This window comes from Streptomyces phaeolivaceus (assembly GCF_009184865.1).
GTDB classification, from domain to species: Bacteria; Actinomycetota; Actinomycetes; order Streptomycetales; family Streptomycetaceae; genus Streptomyces; species Streptomyces phaeolivaceus.
The window spans coordinates 2,844,429-2,864,857 of record NZ_CP045096.1 but is presented as its reverse complement, the minus strand read 5'-3'; the positions used below and the strand labels follow the sequence as shown (position 1 = coordinate 2,864,857).

The 20,429-nt window shown below is 71.2% G+C and carries 16 protein-coding genes; 11 read left to right on the top strand and 5 right to left on the bottom strand.

Annotation, left to right across the window (positions count from 1 at the left end; genetic code table 11):
* Nucleotides 1-251 precede the first annotated feature (251 nt).
* The 4 genes from F9278_RS13395 (at nt 252) to F9278_RS13380 (ending at nt 3,486) form a co-directional block, all read left to right on the top strand.
* Nucleotides 252-692 (top strand): SsgA family sporulation/cell division regulator, encoded by a 441-nt coding sequence (locus F9278_RS13395; RefSeq protein WP_193241461.1) that lies wholly within the window; start codon nt 252-254, stop codon nt 690-692.
* Nucleotides 693-760: 68 nt separating this feature from the next.
* Entirely contained in the window at nt 761-1,948 is a 1,188-nt protein-coding gene (locus tag F9278_RS13390; protein WP_404818876.1) for a permease, read from the top strand.
* Nucleotides 1,945-2,805 (top strand): TIGR03943 family putative permease subunit, encoded by an 861-nt coding sequence (locus F9278_RS13385; RefSeq protein ID WP_152168532.1) that lies wholly within the window; start codon nt 1,945-1,947, stop codon nt 2,803-2,805. Before F9278_RS13390 ends, F9278_RS13385 begins: the two co-directional genes overlap by 4 nt.
* A gap of 240 nt (nt 2,806-3,045) precedes the next feature.
* A complete protein-coding gene (locus F9278_RS13380; RefSeq protein WP_152168531.1) occupies nt 3,046-3,486 on the top strand; it encodes a gamma-glutamylcyclotransferase family protein in 441 nt (146 codons plus the stop codon).
* Between the two features lie 10 nt (nt 3,487-3,496).
* Here F9278_RS13380 and F9278_RS13375 read toward each other — a convergent pair whose 3' ends face one another.
* Nucleotides 3,497-4,465, bottom strand: a complete 969-nt coding sequence (locus tag F9278_RS13375) for a hypothetical protein (RefSeq protein WP_226966728.1) — start codon at nt 4,463-4,465, stop codon at nt 3,497-3,499.
* Between the two features lie 212 nt (nt 4,466-4,677).
* Here F9278_RS13375 and F9278_RS13370 point away from each other — a divergent pair, with 212 nt between their 5' ends.
* Nucleotides 4,678-5,145, top strand: a complete 468-nt coding sequence (locus F9278_RS13370; RefSeq protein WP_152168530.1) for a GAF domain-containing protein — start codon at nt 4,678-4,680, stop codon at nt 5,143-5,145.
* A gap of 35 nt (nt 5,146-5,180) precedes the next feature.
* Here the strand turns inward: F9278_RS13370 and F9278_RS13365 are convergent, their stop codons facing one another.
* Nucleotides 5,181-7,409 carry a molybdopterin oxidoreductase family protein gene (locus F9278_RS13365; protein WP_152168529.1) on the bottom strand — a complete coding sequence of 743 codons (2,229 nt, stop codon included), beginning with the start codon at nt 7,407-7,409 and terminating at the stop codon, nt 5,181-5,183.
* Between the two features lie 279 nt (nt 7,410-7,688).
* Between F9278_RS13365 and F9278_RS13360 the strand changes: the two genes are divergently transcribed.
* Nucleotides 7,689-8,216, top strand: coding sequence for a hypothetical protein (locus F9278_RS13360; RefSeq protein WP_152168528.1), 528 nt, complete (start codon nt 7,689-7,691; stop codon nt 8,214-8,216).
* Nucleotides 8,217-8,228: 12 nt separating this feature from the next.
* Here F9278_RS13360 and F9278_RS13355 read toward each other — a convergent pair whose 3' ends face one another.
* Complete coding sequence (locus F9278_RS13355; RefSeq protein ID WP_226967284.1) at nt 8,229-8,840, bottom strand: SanA/YdcF family protein; 612 nt, start codon at nt 8,838-8,840, stop codon at nt 8,229-8,231.
* 347 nt (nt 8,841-9,187) lie between these two features.
* On the opposite strand from F9278_RS13355, the gene F9278_RS13350 reads away from it, so the two are divergent.
* The 5 genes from F9278_RS13350 (at nt 9,188) to F9278_RS13330 (ending at nt 16,482) form a co-directional block, all read left to right on the top strand.
* Nucleotides 9,188-10,048: a sirohydrochlorin chelatase gene (locus F9278_RS13350; RefSeq protein WP_152168527.1), complete on the top strand. Its 861-nt coding sequence runs from the start codon at nt 9,188-9,190 to the stop codon at nt 10,046-10,048.
* A 125-nt stretch (nt 10,049-10,173) separates the two neighbouring features.
* Nucleotides 10,174-11,499, top strand: coding sequence for a deoxyguanosinetriphosphate triphosphohydrolase (locus F9278_RS13345; protein ID WP_152168526.1), 1,326 nt, complete (start codon nt 10,174-10,176; stop codon nt 11,497-11,499).
* Nucleotides 11,500-11,641: 142 nt separating this feature from the next.
* Nucleotides 11,642-12,907, top strand: coding sequence for an NAD(P)/FAD-dependent oxidoreductase (locus F9278_RS13340; RefSeq protein ID WP_152168525.1), 1,266 nt, complete (start codon nt 11,642-11,644; stop codon nt 12,905-12,907).
* A gap of 139 nt (nt 12,908-13,046) precedes the next feature.
* Entirely contained in the window at nt 13,047-14,948 is a 1,902-nt protein-coding gene (gene dnaG, locus F9278_RS13335) for a DNA primase (protein ID WP_152168524.1), read from the top strand.
* A gap of 214 nt (nt 14,949-15,162) precedes the next feature.
* On the top strand, nt 15,163-16,482 hold the full coding sequence (locus F9278_RS13330; RefSeq protein WP_152168523.1) for an RNA polymerase sigma factor: 1,320 nt from the start codon (nt 15,163-15,165) through the stop codon (nt 16,480-16,482).
* Nucleotides 16,483-16,684: 202 nt separating this feature from the next.
* Here the strand turns inward: F9278_RS13330 and F9278_RS13325 are convergent, their stop codons facing one another.
* Nucleotides 16,685-18,619 (bottom strand): ABC transporter ATP-binding protein, encoded by a 1,935-nt coding sequence (locus F9278_RS13325; RefSeq protein ID WP_152168522.1) that lies wholly within the window; start codon nt 18,617-18,619, stop codon nt 16,685-16,687.
* Nucleotides 18,619-20,352, bottom strand: a complete 1,734-nt coding sequence (locus F9278_RS13320) for an ABC transporter ATP-binding protein (RefSeq protein ID WP_152168521.1) — start codon at nt 20,350-20,352, stop codon at nt 18,619-18,621. Before F9278_RS13320 ends, F9278_RS13325 begins: the two co-directional genes overlap by 1 nt.
* Nucleotides 20,353-20,429 lie beyond the last annotated feature (77 nt).

Genomic DNA, 20,429 nt, shown 5'->3' with positions numbered 1-20,429 from the left:
TGCGCGTCACAGCGGGTTACTTCGAAAACGGCGTAATACAGGGGGTCTTGGCGCGGTCGAGAGGGTGTGTCGTCCAGGGAAGTCTTCGGGAAGTCATCCGAAGAAACATCTGACGAACACACGAACCCGCAGCATCCGAGCATCCGAAGAGCCTGAACCACGTGAAGAAGTCGAAGCGCCCGAAGCACCCGAAGCACCCGAAGCGCCCCAGGCGCCTGAAGTACCTGAAGTGCCCGAACTGGAGACCGCTCATGCACCCCGCGCAGCCCACCCGGCCCACGCCCCCCGCGCTCGAACAACGCGCCCGCGCCCGCCTGATCACCCCCGACTGCGAGGAGATCCCGGTACGCACCACCCTGCGCTACACCCCGGCCGACCCCCTGGCCGTGCACATCGACTTCCCGGCCGGCGCCTCCACCGACGACGCCGACGTGACCTGGACGTTCGCCCGCGCCCTGCTCGCGGAGGGCCTGACCGCGCCGGCCGGCATCGGCGACGTACACCTGTGGCCCTGCGGCCCGGCGCACACCGTCGTGGAACTCCACTCCCCGTACGGCATGGCCATGATCCGTTTCGACACGCCCTCGCTCCGCCGCTTCCTGCGCCGCTCGTACGCCGTCGTCGCGCTCGGCGGCGAGGATCTGGAACCGGCGGTCGACGACGGCCTCGCGTCTCTTCTGGACGGGGTCTGAAACATCCGCCCGGAGCGCCCGCTATGTTTCGATCCGATCATTCGATCGTCCGTATATTCGGAGTTGGCATGCAGAAGACAGATGAACCGGCCGAAGGGGCGGTGACGGCCGAGTCGGAGGAGGCGGCGGCGGAGCCCGAGATAGCCGTGGTGGTCCACGAGGCATCCCGCCGCGACACGCCCCACGGCGCACACCGCCCCGGCGGGCGCAGCCACGACCGTGACCACCACCGCGACCACCACCGTGACGGTGACGGTGACCTCGACCCGGACGCCGACCCCGCCCCCGCCCCCGACCACAACTGGCCCCGCCACTGGCCCCTGCTGCTCCTCGGCGCGGCGGTCGTCCCCGGTGTCGTGCTGTTCGCGGTCGGGCGGTGGATGGAGGAACCGGCCGTTCAGGCGTGGCGGACCGTCTGTCTCTCCATCACCGTGCAGGCGCTGCCGTTCCTGCTGCTCGGTACGGCCCTCTCGGGCGCCATCAACGCGTTCGTCCCGGCCCGGGTGTTCACCCGCGTACTGCCCCGCAGGCCCGCGCTCGCCGTCCCGGTCGCCGGTGCCGCCGGGGTCGTCCTGCCCGGCTGTGAGTGCGCGTCGGTGCCGGTCGCGCACAGTCTGATCCGCCGGGGCGTCAACCCGGCCGCGGCCTTCGCGTTCCTCCTCTCCGCCCCCGCCATCAACCCGATCGTGCTGACCGCCACGGCCATCGCCTTCCCCGGCAGCCCCGCCATGGTGCTGGCCCGGCTGCTCGCCTCCCTCGCCACCGCCGCCGCGATGGGCTGGCTGTGGCTCTGGCTGGGCCGCGCGGAATGGCTCAAGCCGGTCGCGCGACACACGGGACACAGCCCCGGGCACAGCCGCTGGAACGAGTTCCGGACCGGCTTCCAGCACGACTTCCTGCACGCGGGCGGCTTCCTCGTCGTCGGCGCGATGGCCGCGGCCACCTTCAACGTCCTCGTCCCGCGCACCGTGCTCGACACCTTCGCCGACTCGCCCTGGCTGTCGGTGCTGTTCCTCGCCGCGCTCGCCATCCTCCTGTCCGTGTGCTCCGAGGCGGACGCCTTCGTCGCCGCGTCCCTCACCGGCTTCTCACCCACCGCGCGGTTGACCTTCATGGTGGTCGGCCCCATGGTCGACCTGAAGCTGATCGCCCTGCAGACGGGCACCTTCGGCCGGGCCTTCGCGATCCGCTTCTCCTCCGCGACCGTCGTCGTCGCGATCCTGTGCAGCGTCCTGATCGGAGCCGTACTCCTGTGAAACGCCCCCTGCAGGCGCTCCTTCTCCTCCTCAGCGGCCTCGGCCTCCTCCACGCCACCGTCCTCACCGACCACTACCTGCGGTACGTCAAGGAGGGCATGCACCCCCTCCTCGTGGCCTCGGGTGTGCTGCTGCTCGCACTGGGCACGGCGGAGGCCTGGTCGGTGTGGAGACGGACCGGAAGAGACGAACGGACGAGCCACGACCACGACGGCCACGACCACGACGGCGACCACGGCGACGGCGACCACGGCCATGGTCACGACCACTCCACCCCGCCCCGGGTCGCCTGGCTGCTGCTCCTCCCCGCCCTGAGCCTGCTCTTCTACGCCCCGCCGGCCATCGGCGCGTACACCGCCTCCCGTGAGGCCCCCAAGGCGGTGACGGTCACCGAACAGGACGACTTCGATCCTCTGCCGAAGACCTCCCCGCTCCCGATGACCCTGACCGACTTCACCCGCCGCGTGCAGCAGGACCGCGACCGGGCCATCGACGGCCGTCTCGTCCAGCTCACCGGCTTCGTCACCCCCGACAAGGAGACCTCCGGCAAGGAGACCTCCGGCAAGGACGACGGCGGCAGCGGCGATGGAACCGCCGACGGCACCACCGGCTGGTACCTGACCCGCGTCATGTTCAGCTGCTGCGCCGCCGACGCCCAGTTCGTGAAGGTACGTGTGCACGGCACCCCGCCCCCGCCCGCCGACACCTGGGTCACCCTCACCGGCACCTGGCACCCCTCCGGCACCCTCGGCACCGGCTCCGCCGGGGCGGCCCTCGACGCCCACGGCATCAAGGAGATCGCCCGCCCGTCCAACGGCTACACGGACGCCCTCCCGCTTCCGGCCCCCACCTCATGACCACGGCGACGATCACCTACAAGCCGGGGCTGCTCCAGTCCGCCCTCCCCGTCCTGCTGGGCTTCCTCGGCGGCACGGCACTGCTGTACGCGGGACTCGCCCTGACCTCCGACCCGATGTCACTCGACACGCTGAAGCGGTGTGTCTCGGGGGCGTTGACGGCGACCGTCGTCGTCGCGGTCCTGCGGCACCAGGACGAGCTGACCCCGGTCGCGTCCCACACGGTTGGAGAGGAGAACGGTGCTCCCCTTCTTCGTCTACGGCACCCTGCGCCCCGGCGAGCACAACCACGACCTCTTCCTGCGCGGCCGAACCCGCGCCGAGAAGCCGGCCCGGATGCGCGGCCTGACGCTGTACGACGGCCCCGGCTACCCCTACGCGGTGGAGGAGACCGGCGGGGGAGCGCGAGGGCCGGCGGGCGGGCGAGGCGGCGGGGTGAGCGGCGAGATCGTCACCGCCCGGCCCGAGTCCTACGCCGAACTCCTGCGCACCCTCGACGAGTTGGAGGAGTACGTCCCGGGCGACCCCACGAACCTCTACGAGCGGGTGGCACGCGGGGCGACCCTCGCCGACGGCACGGTCGTACGGGCCTGGGTGTACATCGCCGCCCCGACCGTCGCCGCCCGCCTGCGGGCCGGGGGCAAGCCGATCGAGGGCGGGGACTGGCGCACACGCGGCTGACCACGCCCGCCTACGACGGGCCCCGGGAGCCGGTGTGGTCCGGATACGGGCGGCGTACGGCGCGCCGGTACGAGGTCAGGGCGGCCAAGGCCCCGTCGAACCCGGCACCGAGGGCGAGCGCGGCCCACTCGGTCGTGAACTCGGCGCCCGGCTGCAGGACTTGACGCCACTGGTGCTCGTCGTAGGTCGGGCCGCCGAGCGCGAGATACGTCCGGCCCGCCGACTCACCGGCCTCCCGGACCCAGCCGTCCGCCGACTCGATCTGCCACAGCCAGCCGCGCCCGTCCGTACGGTGCTGGAGCGCGCCCATCGCGAGATGCCCGTCCGTGGGCCGACCGCCGCGCCCGGCGAGGCGTGCCGCCGCGTGCCCGGCGCCGCCGTGCGCCCCTTGGCCGACGTCGGGGACGGAGTCCCGTAGCGGCTCGGTGTACCAACGGCACTTCGCGAGCCGGTCGTCGCGCGCGCGGAGGACGGACAGTTCGTCGGGGGAGGGCAGTCCGCCGAGGAGCAGGCTGCCGACCGAACGCAGGGTGAGCGGCCCGGTGCCGTCGTTGCGCAGCCGGACGCGGGAGCGCAGCACGGGGATGCCGTCCGGTGATTCGTACGCGACGAAGGCGGTCAACCCTGTTGCCGGGTCGTGGAGTTCGAAGGTCAGCCGGTGCAGGCCCGCGTTGTCGGAGCAGCTGTAGGTGGAGTGGTGCGCCCGGTAGGTGAGCCGGCCGCCGGTCGCCGTGCCGGCGAAGCGCGCTCTCGCCCCGCCGGTGTCGTCGCCGAGCAGGACCAGGTCGACCAGGGGCAGCGAGGGGTCGGTCTCGGTCTCCTCGGGGCGGGGTTCGGGTTCGCCCGGACGGCGGACGCGGAGCAGCCTGGGCGTATCACCGCTCAGGTCGAAGTCGGCGGTCAGCGCGGAGTGGCCCCAGCGGTACGCGAGGCTCCACGGGAACGAGTCGGTCCACTGGTGACGGTCCTGCTGCGGCATGCGATCCCCCGGGTCTGCTGTGCTCCCAAGTGTTCACGTCGAGCTGTGCGTCCGCTGTGCGCCTCCTCTGTGAAACGTCGGGACGACCACACAGGATCTACGTATCCGAAAGCATGAATGTTCAAGTGAGTGGGGTATCGATGTCGTTCACGACAGCGCTTTCCGACAGCGCTTCCGACAGCCTTTCCGAGCGGTGAGCACGAGGAGCCCCCATGAACGTCGTCGCCCTGAACGAGACCGTCCTGAAGAACGCCCGCCCCGAAGTGGACCTGTGGCTCGCGGAGTTCGTGGAGCGGAACGGTGGCCTCGTCGGCTCCGTCCATCTCTCCGAGCCCGCCGAGGAGGGCGAGATCGTCCTCGTCGCCTCGTACAACCTGCCGGTGTCGGTGCGCAACGGCACCGCCGTCATCCCGATCGGCAAGGGCATGGCGGGTACGGCCGCGCGGCGCCGGGAGGCGGTGGCCATCCGTGACTTCCAGGCCGACACGACCGGCGTCGCCGTCCGCGCGGGCCGCGCCGCCGGCGCCAAGGGCTCCCTCACCGTCCCCGTCTTCGCCGCGACGGACGACACCCACCTCGTCGCCGTCATCGGCCTGGGCTTCCCGGAGGTCCATGACTTCACCCCCGAGGACATAGCGAGGTACACGGAGGACGCGACGACGGTACGCGCGGTGCTCTGAGCGACTGCTCGACCAGTGACCCCGGAGCCCCGCCCCTACTCCCCGACCACCTCCAGCCGCACCGCGCACGTCTTGAACTCCGGCATGCGGGAGGTGGGGTCGAGGGCGGGGTTGGTGAGGGTGTTGGCGCGGCCCTCGCCCGGCCAGTGGAACGGCATGAAGACGGTGTCGGGGCGGATGCCGGTCGTGATCCGGGCCGGTGCCACGGCCCGGCCCCGGCGGGAGACCACGGCCACCGGCTGCCCCTCCGCCGCACCGAGCCGCTCGGCCAGCCGGGGGTGCAGCTCCACGAAGGGGCCGGGCGCGGCGGCGTTCAACTCGTCGACCCGCCGGGTCTGGGCGCCCGACTGGTACTGGGCGACCACCCGCCCGGTCGTCAGCAGCACCGGATACTCGCCGTCCGGCTCCTCGGCCGCCGCCCGATGCGACACCGGCACGAACCGCGCCCGCCCGTCCTCCGTGCCGAACCGATCGAGAAAGAGCCGCGGGGTACCGGGGTGCACATCACCACGGGGGAGACCTTGCCCGCCGGGGACCGGGAGGGCCCGCGTCCCGTCAGCCGCGACGGCCCCCACACCGGTGGCCGTCACCGCCCCGGCTGCCGCGACCACCCCCACCCCGGCAGCCGATGCGGCCCCCGCGTCCTCCACCGAACCCGGGCACGGCCAGAACACCCCGTTCTCCTCCGCGAGCCTTCGGTAGGTGATCCCCGAGTAGTCGGCGGGGCCGCCCGCGCTCGCCCGGCGGAGTTCCTCGAAGACCTCCTCGGGGTCGGTCGGGAAGCCCTTCTCGACGCCGAGCCGGGCGGCCAGCTCGTGCATGACCTCCAGGTCGCTGCGGACCCCGTCGGGCGGGGTGATCGCCCGCCGCCGCAGCAGCACCCGCCCCTCCAGATTGGTCGTCGTGCCGCTCTCCTCCGCCCACTGCGTCACCGGCAGCACCACGTCCGCGAGCGCCGCCGTCTCCGACAGCACGACATCGCACACCGCGAGGAAGTCCAGCGACCTGATCCGGTCCTCGATGTGCGCGGCACGCGGCGCCGACACCACCGGGTTGGACCCCATCAGCAGCAGCGACCTGATGTCCGTACCCAGCGCGTCCAGCAGTTCGTACGCGCTCCGGCCGGGCCCCGGCAGCGAGTCCGGGTCGACGCCCCACACCTCGGCGACATGCCGCCGCGCCTCGGGATCGACGAGCTTGCGGTACCCGGGCAACTGGTCGGCCTTCTGCCCGTGTTCGCGCCCGCCCTGCCCGTTGCCCTGCCCGGTGAGACAGCCGTACCCGGACAGCGGCCGTCCGGCCCGGCCCGTCGCCAGCGTGAGGTTGATCCACGCGCCGACCGTGTCCGTGCCCTTGGACTGCTGCTCGGGCCCCCGCGCGGTGAGCACCATCGCGTGCTCCGGCTCGCAGAACAGCCGTACGGCCTCGCGGAGTTCGGGAACGGACACCCCTGTGATCCGTTCCACGTACTCCGGCCAGTGCGCCATGGCCGCCGCCCGGGTCTCCTCCCAGCCGCTGGTCCGCTCGCGGATGTACTCCTCGTCCGTGCGCCCCTCGGCCACGATCAGATGCAACAGGCCCAGGGCCAGGGCGAGATCGGTGCCGGGGCGCGGGGAGAGATGCAGATCGGCCTGTTCGGCCGTACGGGTGCGGCGCGGATCGATGACGATCAGCGTGCCGCCGTTGTCGCGCAGTTCCGTCAGATAGCGCAGCGCCGGCGGCATGGTCTCCGCGAGGTTGGAGCCGACGAGGATGACACACCCCGTCCTCGGGATGTCCTCCAGCGGGAACGGCAGCCCCCGGTCCAGCCCGAACGCCTTCATCCCGGCCGCCGCCGCCGAGGACATGCAGAAGCGGCCGTTGTAGTCGATCTGCGAGGTGCCGAGCACCACCCGCGCGAACTTGCCGAGCGCGTACGCCTTCTCGTTCGTCAACCCGCCGCCGCCGAACACTCCGCACGCGTCCGGACCATGTTCCGTACGTGTGCGGATGAGCCCCTCGGCGATCCGGTCGAGTGCCTCGTCCCAGGAGGCGGGCTCCAGGACGCCCGCCCTTCTGACCAAGGGACCGGTCAGCCTGACCCGGGACGAGAGCACAGCCGGGGCCGTACGGCCCTTGCCGCACAGTGCTCCCCGGTTCACCGGGAAGTCCGCGCGTTCCGTGACCACTACGATCCCGTCGGACCCGTCCGCACCGGGCGTCAGGTTCATCCCGCACTGCAGGGCGCAGTACGGGCAGTGGGTGGGCGTCGCGGAGTTCGGCATACCGCTCAGCGTGCGTCGGACGTGTTACGCGCCGGGGCGCCCCCCGTTACGCGACCGGCACGGGGACCTCCCCGTGGACCGGGGCGCGGCGTGAGGCGAGGATGTCGCAGTTCTGTCACCGAGTGCGCTCACCCAAGCGCTTGCCGTCCACCTGTTCGGCGTCGGCGTGCTAAGAACTACGGGCGCCACAGACAACGGGGGTCGTGCCGTGAGCCCCGTGCGGCGCACGTCCTGTCACGTGGCCCGTGCGAGGGCCGTAGGGGGAAGAGGAACCACCAAGTGAACCGTATGCGCACCACCGTCGCCGTCCTCGGAGCCGCCGGCGCTCTGACCGCCGCCCAGCTGGGCCTGGCCGGTGCCGCGTCCGCCGCGTCCACGGCGCCCACCGGGTCCGTCGAGGCACAGGCCGCCGCGAGCTGCCCGATCAAGATCACCTACCTGAAGAAGTTCTACGTCGACAACAACAACTGGGTGACCAACGGCGGCCTCCGCTTCGGTCTCACGAACTCCAGCAAGAAGGTGACGTTCAAGGACGTCAGCCTGAAGGTGACCAACACCAAGAGCCTCCGCTTCGGCAAGGCCACGGTGACGACCAAGGGCGCCCGCATCACCCAGAAGACCAACCAGATCGTCAAGGTCGCCGCGAAGACCCTGAAGCCCGGCAAGAGCGCCGCGTTCAAGGTCAGCACCCGCATGCTGCGCACCGACCTGTACGAGGTGAAGTTCGCCGTCTACGGCAAGACCACGGACGGCAAGAAGTGGGGCTGCGCCGTGGACCAGGGCACCTGGGGCACCGTCAAGCACTGACGCGCCGACCCGCTAACCCGCCGAGGCGAGCGCCGCCGAGACCCCCGTTTCCTGCGGTCCGAGGAAGCGGGGGTCCGGTTCGAAGAGGGCGTCCAGGGAGGCCTTGCCCGCCGCGAACAGCTCCCGGGTCGCCCCGTAGTACCAGGTCCCGTCGTGCCGGTCCTGCACCCCGACGCCGTACGACTCGACGCCCGCCTCCTGGCACAGCGCGACCGCCCGGCGTATGTGGAAGCCCTGGCTGATCAGCACCGCCCGGTCCACCCCGAAGATCTTCTTGGCGCGGACGCAGGAGTCCCAGGTGTCGAACCCGGCGTAGTCGCTGACGACGCGGTCGTCCGGCACCCCGTGCTCGGTGAGATAGCCGCGCATCGCGTCCGGCTCGTCGTACTCCTCGCGGCTGTTGTCCCCGGTGACCAGCACCACCTTGATCCGGCCCGTCCGGTACAGCTCGGCCGCCGCGTCCAGCCGCCGCGCGAGATACGGGGACGGCTCGCCCTGCCACAGCCCCGCGCCGAAGACCACCGCGACCTCGGTGCGCGGCACGTCGGCCGTGGTCCGCAGCCGGTCACCGGCCGCCGTGAACATCCACGTCGAGGGCAGCAGCGCCAGCGCGCACAGCACCATCACCGCCTGCGCGGCCCGCCGCCGCCCGGTCCGCGTACGCGGCAGCCGGACCCCGCGCGCGACCCGCCTGATACGCCCCACCGAGGCCCCCGTCTCCCGGACCCACAGGGGTGTCCTGTGTGTCCTGCTTGTTTCCGACGGGCCCCCATCGCACCCGTCATCCCGCCCAACGAAGACGTCATCCGCATCGCTCCGGTTCACCGCCCGGCGTGACAAGCTTCACTCGAACGAGGAGAAGAACCAGGTCACAGTGGTTCACACAGCCCCACCCCGCACGGTGAACTGCCGGAAAAGACCCGTGACCACCGTGCAACGGGCAGGCAACCTCCCCCCGGCACCATCGATCCATGACGGCGACGACGAGCAAGTCGAACGCGGACCTCGACAGTACGGCGCACATCATGAACCTGATCACCGACCAGTTGGCCACCCAGCTCCGCCGCGTCTCCCGCGACGGAACCCGGCGCCCCGCCGCACCGGCACTCGTCCTCGTGGCGCACGGCAGCCGCGACCCGCGCGCGCTGGCGACCGTGCGCGCCCTCATGGAGCGCGTCCGCGCACAGCGCCCCGGCCTCTCCGTGCGCCTCGGCCACATCGAGCTGAACGAACCCCTGCTCCCCGACACCCTCGCCGCGCTCGGCGACCGGGAGGCGGTCCTCGTCCCCCTCCTCCTCAGCCGTGGCTACCACGTCAAGCAGGACATCCCCGAGATGGCCGCGGCCTCCGGCGCCCGCACCCGCCTGGCCGCCCCCCTGGGCCCGCACCCCCTCCTCGTGGAGACCCTGCACACCCGTCTCGTCGAGGCCGGCTGGCGCACGCGCGTGGACGACGCCACCCGCCGCACCAGCGCCGTCGTCCTGGCCGCCGCCGGCTCCCGCGACCCCGAGGCCGCCGAGGACACCGGCCGCACGGCCCGACTCCTCGCCGACCGCCTCGGCGTCCCCGTCCTCCCCGCCTACGCCTCCGCCGCCACCCCCACGGTCCCCGAAGCCGTCCGCACCCTCACCGCCCGCGGCCACACCCGCATAGCCGTCGCCTCCTACTTCACGGCCCCCGGCCGCTTCGCCCGCGAATGCGCGGAAGCGGCCCCCTGGATCACATCGGCCCCCCTGGGCACACACCCCGCGATGGCGAACCTGATACTCCACCGCTACGACGAGTCCCTGACGACCAGCACGAGGCCACTGCCGCTGCTGGCATCGGCGTAGAGGAGCGCCCCGAAGGGGCGCGGGGAACCGCGCGACCAGCCACGACGCACCCGTACCCGCCAAAGAACAGTCCCCGGCAGACGAGTAGGCACCCATTTGTCACACCCTCCCCGTACTGTCGAATCATGGAAGGCACCGCACCCCCCGACCACCACACCCCGACAAGCCACGACACCCCGCCCACCTACGACCCGCCCTCCGCGGAGCGCTACGCCCCGGAGCCCGACAAACGCCCCGGCCGCACCGCCTTCCAACGCGACCGCGCCCGCGTCCTGCACTCCTCGGCCCTGCGCAGACTCGCCGGCAAGACCCAGGTCGTCACCCCCGGCACCCGCACCCACACCTGGGACGCCAGCCCCCGCACCCGCCTGACCCACTCCCTGGAGTGCGCCCAGGTCGGCCGCGAGCTGGGCGCCGCCCTCGGCTGCGACCCCGACCTCGTGGAGGCGGCCTGCCTCTCCCACGACCTCGGCCACCCCCCGTTCGGTCACAACGGCGAACAGGCGCTGAACGAGTTCGCCGAGGACTGCGGAGGCTTCGAGGGCAACGCCCAGTCCCTGCGCCTCCTCACCCGCATCGAACCCAAGCGCTTCGTCCGGTCGGACCCCACCGGCGAACTCGTCAGCGTCGGCCTGAACCTCACCCGGGCCGCCCTGGACGCCGCCACCAAGTACCCCTGGCCGCGCGGCGGTCACCCCACCGACCCCGGGTCCCCGAAGTTCGGCGTGTACGACGACGACCGCCCCGTCTTCGACTGGGTCCGCAAGGACGCCCCCGGCACCAGCACCACCTTCGAGGCCCAGGTGATGGACTGGTCCGACGACGTGGCGTACTCCGTGCACGACGTCGAGGACGGCCTCCACGCGGGCCACATCGACCCCAACTGCCTGCACGCGGAGCCCGAACGCCAGGCGGTGTTCGAGGTCGCCCGCGGCCGGTACGTGCCCGCCGACACCGACCCGGCCGAACTCGGCGAGGCCCTCGACCGTCTCCTCGACCAGGAGTGGTGGCCGCACGGCTACGACGGAACGGCCGTCGCCCAGGCCCGGTTGAAGGACGCCACCAGCCAGCTCATCGGCCGCTTCTGCCTCGCCGCCGAGGGCGCCACCCGGCAGGCGTACGGCAACGGCCCGCTCACCCGGTACGCCGCCGAACTGGTCGTCCCGCGCGAGGCGCGGCTGGAGTGCGCGGTCCTCAAGGCCGTCGCCGACCGCTATGTGATGCAGCGGGCCGAGCAGGAGCGGCTCCGCGCCGACCAGCGGATCGTCGTCGCCGAACTCGCCGAGGCGCTCACCGCCCGCGCGCCGGAGGGACTCGAACCCCAGTTCCGCGCGCTGTTCGACACGGCGGCGGACGACCGTGCCCGCAAGCGGGTGATCGTCGACCAGATCGCCTCGCTCACCGACCCCTCCGCCCGCACACTCCACGCGAGACTGACCGGACGGACGTGAGGGATGCGCCGGATGTGACAGGGATGGACGGGATATGACTCACACGTGACCCTGCGTGGCCTGATCGGGTCACTACCTCTTCCCGCATCACGCTGTGTGCGGGACGCTCGCATGTGGACGCACCCTTAAGAGGAGGCATCAAGTGGTCGACGCGGATCAGACATTCGTCATCGTCGGAGGCGGTCTCGCCGGCGCGAAGGCGGCCGAGACGCTCCGAGCGGAGGGCTTCACCGGCCGCGTGATACTGATCTGCGACGAACGGGACCACCCCTACGAGCGCCCGCCGCTCTCCAAGGGCTATCTGCTCGGCAAGGAGGAGCGCGACAGCGTCTTCGTCCACGAACCGTCCTGGTACGCGCGCAACGACATCGAGCTGCACCTCGGCCAGACCGTCGACGCGATCGACCGTACGGCGAAGACCGTCCGCTTCGGCGACGACGGCACCCTCGTCCACTACGACAAGCTGCTGATCGCCACCGGCGCCGAGCCCCGCCGGCTGGACATCCCGGGCACCGATCTCGCGGGCGTCCACCATCTGCGCCGCCTCGCCCACGCCGAGCGCCTCAAGGGCGTCCTCGCCGCGCTCGGCCGGGACAACGGCCACCTCGTGGTCGCGGGCGCCGGCTGGATCGGTCTGGAGGTGGCGGCGGCGGCCCGCGAGTACGGCGCGGAGGTCACCGTCGTCGAGCCCGAGCCGACGCCGCTGCACGGCGTCCTCGGCCCCGAGCTGGGCAACCTCTTCGCCGAGCTGCACCGCGAGCACGGCGTCCGCTTCCACTTCGGCGCCCGGCTCACGGAGATCGTCGGCCAGGACGGCATGGTCCTCGCGGCCCGCACGGACACGGGGGAGGAGCACCCGGCGCACGACGTCCTCGCGGCCATCGGCGCCGCCCCGCGCGTCGGTCTCGCCGAGGCGGCGGGGCTGGAGATCGCCGACCGCGCGTACGGCGGCGGCATCGCCGTCGACGCGGGCCTGCGGACGTCCGACCCCTCCGTCTACGCCGCCGGTGACGTCGTCTCCTTCCCGCACGCCCTGTTCGACACCCGGCTGCGGGTGGAGCACTGGGCCAACGCGCTCAACGGCGGACCGGCCGCCGCCCGCTCGATGCTCGACAAGGACGTCACCTACGACCGGGTGCCCTACTTCTTCTCCGACCAGTACGACCTGGGGATGGAGTACTCGGGCTGGGCGCCGCCCGGGTCCTACGACCAGGTGCTGATCCGGGGGGACGCGGGGAAGCGGGAGTTCATCGCGTTCTGGGTGAAGGAGGGGCGGGTGCTGGCCGGGATGAATGTGAACGTGTGGGATGTCACTGAGCCGATCCAGAAACTGATCCGCTCCCGGGCGCGGGTGGATGTGGACGCGCTGTCGAATCCCCAGGTTCCGTTGGAGAGTCTGACCGCCTAGGCGTCTGCGGGGTGGGGCGCGCGGGCGAGCGCGGGTGGTTCGTGGTTGCTCGCGCCCACGCGGCGGAGCCGCATGTCGAAACAGCCCCGCGCCCCTTCCGCAGCGCAGCCATGTCAGTAGGTGACCGTAGAATCGCCGCGTGGCTGGACGGATCAACGACGAGGACGTGAAGGCGGTTCGGGACGCGGTCCCGATCGACGCCGTGGTGTCCGAGTACCTCCAGCTGCGGAACGCGGGCGGCGGGAACCTCAAGGGCCTCTGCCCGTTCCACGACGAGAAGTCGCCGTCGTTCCAGGTCAGCCCGAGCAAGGGACTCTTCCACTGCTTCGGCTGCCAGGAGGGCGGCGACACCATCACGTTCGTGATGAAGGTCGACCACCTGTCCTTCTCGGAGGCCGTCGAGCGCCTCGCGGGCCAGGCGGGCATCACCCTGCGCTACGAGGAGGGCGGGTACAACCCCTCCCACCAGCGCGGTGAGCGGATCCGGCTGGTCGAGGCGCACAAGATCGCCGCCGAGTGGTACGCGGAACAGCTGGCCACCAGCCCCGAGGCCGACACGGGCCGGATCTTCCTCGCCGAGCGCGGCTTCGACCAGTCCGCCGCCGTCCACTTCGGCGTCGGCTACAGCCCCCAGGGCTGGGACCACCTCACCAAGTACCTCCGCGGCAAGGGCTTCACGGACAAGGAGCTGCTCCTGTCCGGGCTGTCGCAGGAGAGCCGCCGCAGCCCCATCGACCGCTTCCGGGGCCGTCTGATGTGGCCGATCCGCGACATCGGCGGCGATGTCGTCGGCTTCGGCGCCCGCAAGCTCTACGAGGCGGACACCGGCCCCAAGTACCTCAACACCCCGGACACGGCGATCTACCGCAAGTCCCAGGTCCTGTACGGCATCGACCTCGCCAAGAAGGACATCGCCAAGGCCAGCCGGGCCGTCGTCGTCGAGGGCTACACGGACGTCATGGCCTGCCATCTCGCCGGCGTGACCACGGCCATCGCCACCTGCGGCACGGCCTTCGGCGGCGAACACATCAAGATCCTCCGCCGGCTGCTGATGGACAACGGCAGCGCCCGCGTGATCTTCACCTTCGACGGCGACGCGGCCGGCCAGAAGGCGGCCCTGCGCGCCTTCGAGGACGACCAGAAGTTCGCCGCCGAGACCTATATCGCGATCGCGCCCGACGGCATGGACCCGTGCGAGCTGCGCCTCGCCAAGGGCGACGACGCGGTCGCGGAGCTGACCGAACCCCGCACCCCGCTCTTCGAGTTCGCCCTCCGCCAGATCGTCGCCCGCTACGACCTGGAGACCCCGGCGGGCCGCGCCTCCGCCCTCGACGAGGCCGCGCCCGTCGTGGCCCGCATCAAGAACAGCGGCGCCCAGCACGAGGTCGCCGTGCAGCTCGCCGGCATGCTCGGCATCCTCGACACCCAGTTCGTCGTCAAGCGCGTCGCCCAGCTCGCCCGCTGGGCCCGCGACCGCGGCGGCCAGGGCCCCGCCCCCGCCGCGCAGCGCTCGTCGCAGCCGTACGAATCCACCGCCCGGCCCCCCTCCGGCCCCGCCCTCACCCTGCGCAACCCGGTCTTCGCCACCGAGCGCGAACTCCTCAAACTCGCCCTCCAGCGCCCGGAGCTGGTCGCCCCCGCCTTCGACGCGTACGGCGTCGACGAGTTCACCGCCGCCCCGTACGCGGCCGTCCGCGAGACGATCATCGAGGCGGGCGGCGTCGAGTACGGCGCCGAGGACCCCCAGGAGTATCTGGTCCGGGTCCGCGAGGCGGCACCGGACGACACCGTGCGGGCCATGGTGACCGAGCTGGCCGTCGAGGCGATCATGCGCAAGACGGTCGACGACGTGTACGCGGGCGCGCAGCTGGTCACCGTGCGCCGCCGGGCCGTCGAGCGCCGGGTGCGCGACGTCCAGGGCAGCCTGGCGCGGGCCACCGCCCAGGGAGACCCGGCCCAGCTGGCCGCCGTACAGAACGAGTTGTGGGTGCTCCAGCAGTACGACCAGGCGTTGCGAGAGCGGGGCGCGGAGGCGCTCTGAGGCGGGGCCGACGCGCGCCCCGGGCGTGAACGTCCCCGGCGCACTTGCCAATCCCACGCCGGAGCCACCCCGTTCGCCACGACCTTCAAGCGGTTTAGGGCCCTCCCGGCAGCGCACTCGTACGGCACAGTAACCGTGAGGTCACGGACCGGACGCAAAAAGTCACCGCACGCCCCTCGTAGCGGCTGTGTGTCGTACTCCACACTGGGTTCCGGTGCCTGAGTCCTCGGAGCGCGGCCGACCCGTCCCCCATGGGTCCGAGATCCCCGCGGTTCCACTCGACGAGTACGGGATGGACGGCGGAGAGGCCGCCCGCGCCATCCCAGACGTACCGCTGCCGTACGCCCTGGCAGCGACATTCCTGGAGGTCGCCCCCGTGCAGACCCAGACCCTCATACAGAACGACACCGGTACGGCCATCGGTACGGACGGCGCGGAGCCGGACGCGGAGCCCGACGTCATCACCGCGGTGCCCGCCCAGAGCCGTGCCGCGCACCACCCCGAGGCGACGCCCGACGGCCCGCCCGACCCGGACGAACCACCGGGCGCGGTGGTCGAGGCCGTCGAGACGGCCGAGCCGCCCGAGCCCGTCGAACCGCCGCGCGCCCGCCCGGACACCAGCGGCCCGTCCTCCGACCTCTTCCGCCAGTACCTGCGCGAGATCGGCCGCATCCCCCTGCTGACGGCCGTGGAGGAAGTGGAACTGGCCCGCCGCGTCGAGGCCGGCCTCTTCGCCGAGGAACGCCTCGGCAGCGCCCCCGACCTCGACAGCCAACTCGCCCTGGACCTCGACAAACTGGTCGTCATGGGCCGGATGGCCAAGCGCCGCCTCATCGAGGCGAACCTACGGCTCGTGGTGTCGGTGGCGAAGCGTTACGTGGGCCGCGGTCTGACCATGCTCGACCTGGTCCAGGAAGGGAACCTGGGCCTCATCCGGGCCGTCGAGAAGTTCGACTACGCCCGCGGCTACAAGTTCTCCACCTACGCGACCTGGTGGATCCGCCAGGCCATGTCCCGCGCGCTCGCCGACCAGGCCCGTACGATCCGGGTCCCGGTCCACGTCGTCGAGCTGATCAACCGGGTCGTGCGCGTCCAACGCCGCATGCTCCAGGAACGCGGCTACGAGCCCACGCCGGACGAGGTGGCCGCGCAGCTCGACCTCGCCCCCGAACGCGTCAGCGAGGTCCTCCGCCTCGCCCAGGAACCGGTCTCCCTGCACGCGCCCGTCGGCGAGGAGGACGACGTGGCCCTCGGCGACCTCATCGAGGACGGCGACGCGGCGAGCCCCGCGGAGTCGGCCGCGTTCTTGCTCCTGCGCGAACACCTGGAAGTGGTCCTCTCCACCCTCGGCGAACGCGAACGCAAGGTCGTCCAACTCCGCTACGGCCTAGCCGACGGCCGGCCCCGCACGCTGGAGGAGATCGGCCGCATCTTCGGCGTCACCCGGGAACGCATACGGCAGATCGAGTCCAAGACCCTCAACAAACTCCGCGACCACGCCTTCGCGGACCAGCTGAGGGGCTACTTGGACTGAGGGGGCGTGTAGTCGTCTGCGGGTTCGGTGGGGGCTGGTCGCGCAGTTCCCCGCGTCCCTAAGAGACACGGCCCTGCGGGCCGTGAAAAAGCAGGGGCGCAGCCCCGCTTTTTCAGGGGCGCGGGGAACTGCGCGACCAGCCCCACGCACCCGCACCCCGACATCGCACCCCGACAACGCACCCCCCCCGCCGGTCCACCCCTCAGTCCACCTCGGCCACCGCCTCCGCGAACTGCGCCCGGTACAGCCGCGCATACGCCCCACCCGAGGCCAACAACTCCTCGTGCGCCCCCTGCTCCACGATGGAACCGTTCTCCATCACCAGAATCGTGTCCGCGTCCCGAATCGTCGACAGCCGGTGCGCGATCACGAACGACGTCCGCCCGTGCGCCAGCTTCGCCATCGCCTTCTGGATCAACACCTCCGTACGCGTGTCCACCGAACTCGTCGCCTCGTCCAGCACCAGGATCACCGGATCCGACAGGAACGCCCGAGCGATCGTGATGAGCTGCTTCTCACCCGCGCTCACCCCGCTCCCCTCGTCGTCGATCACGGTGTCGTACCCGTCCGGCAGCGTCCGGACGAACCGGTCCGCGTGCGCGGCCCGAGCCGCCTCCTCGACCTCCCCCCGGGTCACCTTCCGCGCCGCGGACGCCCCGTACGCGATGTTCTCCGCGATGGTCCCCCCGAACAGCCAGGTGTCCTGGAGCACCATCCCTATCCCGTCGCGGAGTTCGTCCCGGGACATGGACGCGACATCGACGCCGTCGAGCGTGATCCGGCCCCCGGTGACCTCGTAGAACCGCATCAGCAGGTTCACCAGGGTCGTCTTCCCGGCCCCGGTCGGCCCGACGATCGCGACCGTGTGTCCCGGCTCGACCACCAGGGACAGATCCTCGATCAGCGGCTTGTCGGCCTCGTACCGGAAGGACACCCCCTCCAGCGCCACCCGCCCCCGCAGCTCCTCCGGCCGCACCCCGGGCACCGCGTCGGCCTCCTGCTCCTCCGCGTCCAGCAGTTCGAAGATCCGCTCGGCGGACGCGACCCCCGACTGCACCAGGTTCGCCATCGAGGCGACCTGCGTCAGCGGCATCGAGAACTGCCGCGAGTACTGGATGAAGGCCTGTACGTCACCGAGGGACAGGGCCCCCGAAGCGACCCGCAGTCCACCGACCACCGCGACCAGCACATAGTTGATGTTCGACACGAAGAACATCAGCGGCTGCATGATCCCGCTGTTGAACTGGGCCTTGAACCCGGCCTCGTACAGCCGCTCGTTCTCCTCGGCGAACTGCCGCGCCGACTCCTCCTGCCGCCCGAACACCTTCACGAGCGTGTGCCCGGTGTACATCTCCTCGATGTGCGCGTTGAGCTTCCCGGTGACCCGCCACTGCGCGACGAAGTGCGGCTGCGACCGCTTGCCGACCCGCGTGGCGATCAGGAACGACACCGGTACGGTCACCAGCGCGACCAGCGCCAGCAGCGGCGACACCCAGAACATCATCACCAGCACACCGATGATGGTGAGGAGCGAGTTGACCAGCTGTCCCATGGACTGCTGAAGCGTCTGCCCGATGTTGTCGATGTCGTTGGTCGCCCGGCTCAGCACCTCACCGCGCTGCCGCCGGTCGAAGTACGACAGAGGCAGCCGCGACAGCTTCGCCTGGAGATCCGCACGCATGTGGTAGACGGTCCGGTTGATCGCCCGGTTGGAGAGCCGGGTGGCCGCCGCCATCAGCAGCCCGGCGACCAGGAAGATGCCGAGGGCAACCAGAAGAACTGCTGCCACGGCCTCGAAATCGATGCCCTTGCCCGGAGTGAAGTCGGTGCCCGCCAGCATGTCGGCGACCCCGCCGTCCCCGCGCTCCCGCATGGACTCCAGGACCTCGGCCTTGGTGGCACCCGCCGGCATGTCCCGCCCGACGACCCCCGCGAACACGAGGTCGGTCGCCTTGCCGAGGATCCACGGCCCGAGCACCGAGAGCCCGACGCTGAGCACCGCGCACACGATCATCGCGTACATCGTGAACCGCTCGGGCCTGAACTGAGCGAGCAGCCGTTTCCCGGACCCCTTGAAGTCCATGGAGTGCTGATCGGGGGCCCCGGCCCCCGCCATCCGTGCCAACGGCCCGGCCATCAGGCTGCCTCCGCTTCCGTGAGCTGGGAGAGGACGATCTCCCGATAGGTCTCGTTGTCCGCCATCAGCTCGTGGTGCCGCCCGGCGCCGACGACCCGGCCCTCGTCGAGGACGACGATCCGGTCGGCGTCCCGGATGGTCGCCACCCGCTGGGCCACGATCACCACGGTCGCCTCGGCGGTCTCCCGCCCCAGCGCCGCCCGCAGCGCGGCATCCGTCGCGTAGTCGAGCGCGGAGAACGAATCGTCGAACAGATAGATCTCCGGCCGCTGCACCAGCGTCCGCGCGATCGCGAGCCGCTGTCGCTGACCCCCGGACACATTCGTCCCGCCCTGCGCGATGGGCGAGTCCAGCCCGTTCTCCAGCCGCTCCACGAACCCCTTGGCCTGCGCCACCTCCAGCGCGTGCCACAACTCCTCGTCCGTGGCGTCCGGATTGCCGTACCGCAGATTCGTCGCCACGGTCCCCGAGAAGAGATACGGCTTCTGCGGCACCAGCCCCACCGTCCTCGCCAGCAGCTGCGGATCGAGCGTCCGTACGTCGACGCCGTCCACCAGCACCTCGCCCTCGGTGACGTCGAACAGCCGGGGCACCAGCCCGAGCAGCGTCGACTTCCCGCTGCCCGTGGACCCGATGACGGCGGTCGTCTCACCGGGCCGCGCCACGACCTCGATCGACCTGAGCACCGGCTCCTCGGCACCCGGATAGCGGAAGCCCGCACCCCGGACCTCCAGGAACCCGTGCCGCCGCAGCTCCCGTACGGGCTCCACCGGCGGCACCACGCTCGTGTCGGTGTCCAGCACCTCCTGGATGCGCTCGGCGCACACCTCGGCGCGCGGCATCATCATGAACATGAAGGTGGCCATCATCACCGCCATCACGATCTGCATCAGATAGGCGAGGAACGCGGTGAGCGCCCCGATCTCCATCCCGCCGCTGTCGATCCGGTGCGCGCCGAACCACACCACCGCGATCGACGACAGATTGATGACCGTCATCACGATCGGGAACATCAGCGCGAGCATCCGCCCGGTTCCCAACGACACATCCGTCAGTTCGGCGTTCGCCTTCCGGAACCGGTCCTTCTCGTAGTCGTCCCGTACGAAGGCCCGGATGACCCGGTTGCCGGTGATCTGCTCCCGCAGCACCCGGTTCACGGTGTCCAGCCGCTCCTGCATGGTGCGGAACAGGGGGCGCAACCGGCGCACGATCAGGCTGACGGAGATACCGAGCACCGGTACGACGGCGAGCAGCACCCCCGACAACGGCACGTCCAGCCCGAGCGCCAGCACGATGCCGCCGACGCACATGATCGGCGCCGACACCACCAGCGTGAACGTCATGAGCACCAGCATCTGCACCTGCTGCACGTCGTTCGTGGTCCGCGTGATCAGTGAGGGGGCCCCGAAGTGACCGACCTCACGCGCCGAGAACGACTGCACCCGGTCGAACACGGCGGCCCGGATGTCCCGGCCGACCGCCGAGGCGGTGCGGGCGCCGTAGTACACGGCCCCGATGTTGCAGACGACCTGCACCAGCGAGATACCGACCATCAGCGCGCCGAAGGACAGGATGTAACCGGTGTCCCCCCGCACCACGCCCTGGTCGATGATGTCCGCGTTCAGTGTGGGCAGATAGAGCGTGGCGCACGTCTGTACGAACTGCAGCAGCACCAGCAGGGCGATCGGTGTCCGGTACGGACGGAGATGACTTCTCAGCAATCGTATGAGCACGCGAGATCTTTCGGAGTCGGAGTCGGAGTCGGGGTGCGGGATGCACCACCCCCCATCGTCGAACACTCCACCCGCGT

Excerpts from the sequence above, each read along its gene's own strand:
- F9278_RS13345 (WP_152168526.1), top strand. The coding sequence starts at position 10,174 with ATGGAAGGCACCGCACCCCCCGACCACCACACCCCGACAAGCCACGAC.
- F9278_RS13365 (WP_152168529.1), bottom strand. The coding sequence starts at position 7,409 with ATGCCGAACTCCGCGACGCCCACCCACTGCCCGTACTGCGCCCTGCAG.
- F9278_RS13395 (WP_193241461.1), top strand. The coding sequence starts at position 252 with ATGCACCCCGCGCAGCCCACCCGGCCCACGCCCCCCGCGCTCGAACAA.
- F9278_RS13350 (WP_152168527.1), top strand. The coding sequence starts at position 9,188 with ATGACGGCGACGACGAGCAAGTCGAACGCGGACCTCGACAGTACGGCG.
- F9278_RS13355 (WP_226967284.1), bottom strand. The coding sequence starts at position 8,840 with ATGGTGCTGTGCGCGCTGGCGCTGCTGCCCTCGACGTGGATGTTCACG.
- F9278_RS13390 (WP_404818876.1), top strand. The coding sequence starts at position 761 with ATGCAGAAGACAGATGAACCGGCCGAAGGGGCGGTGACGGCCGAGTCG.
- F9278_RS13370 (WP_152168530.1), top strand. The coding sequence starts at position 4,678 with ATGAACGTCGTCGCCCTGAACGAGACCGTCCTGAAGAACGCCCGCCCC.
- F9278_RS13375 (WP_226966728.1), bottom strand. The coding sequence starts at position 4,465 with ATGCCGCAGCAGGACCGTCACCAGTGGACCGACTCGTTCCCGTGGAGC.
- F9278_RS13325 (WP_152168522.1), bottom strand. The coding sequence starts at position 18,619 with ATGGCCGGGCCGTTGGCACGGATGGCGGGGGCCGGGGCCCCCGATCAG.